Raw genomic sequence first — 5,600 nt, 5'->3', positions numbered from 1 at the left:
GAAAGCATGTGAAGGGAGAATCCAGAAAGAGGGAGGAGAGATTATCGGATATTAAACTGAACAGAGATGGTTCCATCATTTTAGCAGGAACCAGTGCAGAGGAATTAGGGAAGGAGAACTGGAAGATTGTGAAGCTGGGAGACAAGCAACTGGATCAGTTAATCGAAAAACAGGATATCAAAATCTATCCGAATCCGGTATCAGATTATGCTTATGTGGAAATAGGCTTTGATTTCAGGGAAGCGGATATTACTTTGTATGATATGGGCGGAAGACAGCTTCAGAATCTAAAAACAAAGAATAAGGTTACGAAGATTAATACACAGCCATTGATACAGGGTGCTTACCTGGTGGTGATCAAAACGGATACGAATAAAACGGCTAATGCTAAACTTATAAAAAAAATAAAATGATGAGAAAGATATCTCTAATTATATGTAGCCTGTTTTTTTATCATACTGCTAAATCACAAGGTAACTTTAGAAATGAAGTAACCAATATCGTTCCTCCATCTCCACAGTCAGCTGAAATAACGAAATATGGCAATCAGCCCTTAAATGAATATAAGGGAATGGCTCAAATAAGTATTCCTATTACAGGAATTAAAGAAAAAGACCTCTTTAACAATATTGAATTAAAATATTCAAAATTAGGTGTTCGGGTGAATGATGTTCCGAATAATGTTGGAATCAGCTGGTTACTTGATATGGGTGGAGTAATCACAAGGACAATCTATGATTTGCCTGATGAGATGCAACTTTCTTCTAAAAGATTAATTTTTGATAATTTATTTGGAGTTCATGACCTAACTCAATCGCCAGACGGTTCCGCAAATGCAACTCTTCTAAATACATATGTTAAAGATCCAACTCTTGATAATGAGGTGGATGTATTTAATATTTCTGTAAATGGGCTTAGTGGAAGTTTTTATTTAGATAAAAATCTCAATCCTGTATTATTAACTGACACCCATCAGTTTAAAATAGAAACTGTAGGAGATTTTAAAACTACCCATGAATTTATTTTAACAACCAATGAAGGGATAAAATATTATTTTGGTGGCAATGCCGCTATTGAGAAGACATTTATTAGAGCTAGTTTATTTGGAGGATTTACAAGTTTTTATTTAACAAAAATTCAAAATGTTCAGGGACGCCAAATAACTTTTGAATATAAAGACATTGGAGCAAAAATTATTCCTATGTCTGAAACTGAAAGAAAAGTTATCCAAAACCAAGTTTATCAAGATTGTGCAAATCCGGTAAGAACTTTAGGTTTGACTAATACTCAGTCTGGATATGTTTTAACCGTAAACAACTCTAAAATTTTAACTGTAATAACAGGTGAAGAGAAAACAATTAAATTCAATTATGATTCTACGGATGTTGATCAATTATCTTCCATAGAAGTTTTTAATAAAAATAAAAAACATCAGGAATTTGATTTCATCTATTTGAATCCTACACCTCTTAATAAAAGATCCTTTTTGTCAAATGTTAAAATATATGATTTCTCAAATGACGTCAAAACATTTGACAATGAATATGCTTTCGAATATAATGGATCTTTATCTTCAATGCCTAAAAGAATGAGTCGAAGTACCGATTTGTTTGGTTATTATAATGGGAGAACTTCTTCGACTCTACTCCCTAATTTGAATTTGTTAATTGGAGATGGAACCCAAATTAATTTTCCTGATTTGGTAGGATTAGCAGATAGAAGATCTAGTTTTAGTGATGCCATAATAGGAGCTCTAAGCTCAATAACCTATCCAACTAAGGGTAAAACTTCATTTGAATATGAGGGATTAGGCCAAAAAGTTGTGTTAAATGGTGGTGCATATGAAGAACTTGATGCTGACACAGGTGTCAATGAGGCGACCACATTAATCAATGGGAGTGAAGTAATGGATGATAAGATTAGTATCAAGTTATACATCTCTCAACATATAGTAAGTGGTCCTCCAGGCAATTTTACTGCCAATTTTAAAATACTAGATGCTACAACAAATGCAGTATTAAATGATCAAAATCTAATTTTGCAAAAACCTATTTTTGGACAAGACGGACCATCTGAAAAGACAGTAACTTTTGATTTTACCACTGAAAAAAACAAGCAGTATAAGTTTATCATGAAACTGTTGAGGACAAACTATCATGATATTGCAAATTACGACATGGTTTATAAGAATAAATATGGTGAGGTGAATAATGTAGGACTTAGATTAAAGAAAATATATGATTTTGACGGCGTTAACACTACAAATATTAAAAGATTATATTATACTTCATTTGATTATATAAATAGACCTGATCTGCTTCCTGATAACCTTTATCCTGTAGGTGGGTTTACAAGTTATCAATATGATATGGCAGGATGTAAAGATGTGAATGGAAATTATCAATTTACACCAAAAGCCATTCAACAAACCATTCTCTCGTCACAAAGTTCCAGTAGCTATTTCGATATGAATCCTTCTTTTCCAGTAGTTACTGTTAGTTATGGAGGAGACAATTTTGAAAAAGGAGGGGAAGAAAAGAGATTTATAAATGGAGTATTAGATGAAACAACTGGTTTCTATTCACCTCCTCAACCATTAGGAACTGATTATTATGGAGATTCTTCTGATCTTAATTTAATAGCGGGCTCTGCGGGACAAGAGTTTAATCGTAGTGTTTTATATGAAGATTATAATGGAAGACTAATTGAAAATAGAATTTTTTCAAGTGTAATTAATGGAAAAGCATACATGAAACAAAAAACTGTGTTTAATTATGATTTTATAGAATCTAAAAGTATCTATAATCTCATGGGAAAAGCAGTGTATGAGCGCTATTCTTATTCATCAGGATTAGATCCTAATAATATTGTTACCAATTTAGCTTTGTTCTTCCTTCAAAGAAAATCTTATTCTACTCCTCTCAATAACAAAATAGAGACTCAGTACTTTGAAGATGTTCCTGTAAATGTTGACAATGATTCTTCATATAAAAAATTAACCACAACGACCAATTATTTCTATAATAATCCATTGCATTATCAAGTGACCAAGCAAACTACAACTTCTCCTGATGGAACAGTTAATGAAACAAATTATCAGTATGCTCACGAAAAAAACAATCAAAAGTTGATTGCAGCCAATATGATTGGAATTCCATTAGAAACTAACGTGATTCAAAAGCAAAACGATTCTGACGCTGGGAAAACAATTTCAAGATCAGAAACAAAATATGTTGATCCATCTCATCTTTTTCCAACCTCGGTATTATCATATGACATCCAAAGTAATACTCCATCCACAGAAGTTAGTTATAATAAATATGATTCTAAAGGAAATATCCTGCAATACACCACCAAAGACGGAATTCCGACAGCTATCATCTGGGGATATAATAATACCCAGCCTATTGCTAAAGTACAAGGGGCCACTTATGCTCAATTGGTAAGTTTAGGTTTGGTTACGGCGATAGTAGATGCTTCAGATCAGGATGCGGCTAATCCAGCTAATGAACCTGCATTAATCACGGCCTTGGATAATTTCAGAAAGAACTCTGGTTTGTCTACATATCAGGTTTCCACGTATACTTACGATCCTTTAATCGGAGTAACCAGCATTACTCCTCCATCAGGGATTAGAGAGGTGTATATTTATGATACAGCTAACAGATTAAAGGAAATAAGACAGGATTCTAAGACTGGAAACCTGGTTAAGGAATTCAAGTACAATTACAAAAACTAACACACGATGAAAAAAATAATAATTCCAATAGGAGCTTTGCTAATAACGGGTATGGTTCATGCCCAACTTTCTCCAACGGAAAACTATGTATATTCAAAGACCATTCTTGATTATAATACCAGCAATGTAGCCACCAAAACCTCAGAAACCGTTCAGTATTTTGATGGGCTTGGAAGACCCAAGCAGATTATAAATATAAAAGCATCTCCAACAGGAAAAGATGTAGTTACTCCTATTGAATACGATGGATTTGGGAGACAGATAAAGGATTATTTACCTATCCCACAGGGACAGACCTTAAACGGAGGTATTGTTTCAAATCCTTTAGCCAATGTAATAAATACTCCTTACGGACAAGAGAAGATCTATGCTGAAAAGACATTGGAAAACTCTCCTTTGGACAGACTTCTTGAACAAAAACAAGTAGGAACAGCGTGGAATGATAAACCTGTAAGGTTTCAATATGATGCCAATATCCATGAGGATTATGTTAGAAAATATAAACCCACAACGATATGGGATCCTGCAGGAAAAATGACTGTAACAACTCTTGAGTTGCTTGAGTATTTTTTACCGAATACACTTTATAAAAATACTGTTACCGATGAGGATGGAAATAAGACCATAGAATTCAAAAATGGAAGGGGACAAGTTGTGTTGGTTCGAAAAGTCATTAGCTCTACTGAAAATGCAGATACTTATTATGTATATAATGAATACGATCAATTAGCATTTGTTATTCCTCCAGGCTCCCCAGCTACACCAGATGATACAGCATTAAATAATTTCTGTTACCAATATCGATATGATGGAAAAAGTAGGCTGGTTGAGAAAAAACTGCCGGGCAAAGGTTGGGAATTTATGGTCTATGATAAAGCAGACCGGTTAGTCATGACTCAAGATGCTAATATGAAGCCTTCAGGAAACTGGCTCTTTACTAAATATGATAAATTCTCAAGGGTTTTATATACAGGTATTGCTGCTATAGGCGCTCAATTTAGTAGAGGACAGGTTCAATATAGTACAGATTATTATATTGATCAAGGGCAACCTTCTAATGAAGAACGTAATACAACAGGCTTTACCAATAGTGGAATGACAATTTATTATGGTAATACCGTATATCCTACTACTTTAGATAAGGTTTTAAGTGTAAATTACTATGATACTTATCCATTATACAGTTTTAATCCTGCTTTTCCGGCTAATGTTTTTGCCCAACCAGTTCTAACGGATAATGCTACGGGAAGTAACATAAGTACAAAAGGTTTTCCTGTAATGAGTTTGGTGAAGAATATAGAAGACGACAACTGGACAAAGAACTATACCTATTATGACAATAAAGGGAGAGTAATCAGTACTCATTCAATTAATTATTTAGGTGGATTTACCAGGACCAGTTCGGATCTTAACTTTTCGGGAATAGCTAAGCAAACTTTAGTAAGGCATAAAAGGTTAGCCACAGATACGGAAAGATCGATAAGAGAAGTATTTACTTATGATAATCAAAACAGACTTTTAACCCACACCCATCAAGTAGGTACCGGAACCATTGAGTATTTGACCCAGAACAAATACAATGAGATTTCCCAGTTAGAATGGAAAAAGGTTGGAGGAGTAAATACTACAACTCCATTGCAGCAGGTGGATTATAAATACAATATCCGAGGTTGGATGACTAAAATTAACGATCCTTCAAATCTCAATGGAAAATTTTTTGGGTACGAGGTTAGGTATAATAATCCAGTTAATACGTTATTTGCTATTTCAAGATACAATGGAAATATTGCAGAAGTAGACTGGAAAACTTCTGTAGATAGCGTATTAAGACGATATTCTTATTCCTATGATACTTTAAACA

General features: G+C 33.8%; 3 protein-coding genes. All 3 read left to right on the top strand.

From position 1 onward, the window contains the following. Nucleotides 1-413, top strand: a 413-nt coding sequence (locus ACJ5H0_RS23020; protein WP_411252183.1) for a T9SS type A sorting domain-containing protein, incomplete at its 5' end; no start/stop codon positions are given. Next, nucleotides 410-3,739, top strand: a complete 3,330-nt coding sequence (locus ACJ5H0_RS23015) for an RHS repeat domain-containing protein (RefSeq protein ID WP_411252182.1) — start codon at nt 410-412, stop codon at nt 3,737-3,739. The genes ACJ5H0_RS23020 and ACJ5H0_RS23015, both read left to right, overlap by 4 nt. A gap of 6 nt (nt 3,740-3,745) precedes the next feature. Beyond that, nucleotides 3,746-5,600 (top strand): DUF6443 domain-containing protein (locus tag ACJ5H0_RS23010; RefSeq protein WP_411252181.1); only part of this gene is annotated, 1,855 nt, incomplete at its 3' end.

Origin of the sequence: Chryseobacterium proteolyticum (assembly GCF_046591535.1) — a bacterium.
In the GTDB taxonomy this organism is placed as follows: domain Bacteria; phylum Bacteroidota; class Bacteroidia; order Flavobacteriales; family Weeksellaceae; genus Chryseobacterium; species Chryseobacterium proteolyticum.
Note: the sequence above shows the minus strand (reverse complement) of the source record. Positions and strands in the feature narration are given on the sequence as shown.

Excerpts from the sequence above, each read along its gene's own strand:
- ACJ5H0_RS23015 (WP_411252182.1), top strand. The coding sequence starts at position 410 with ATGATGAGAAAGATATCTCTAATTATATGTAGCCTGTTTTTTTATCAT.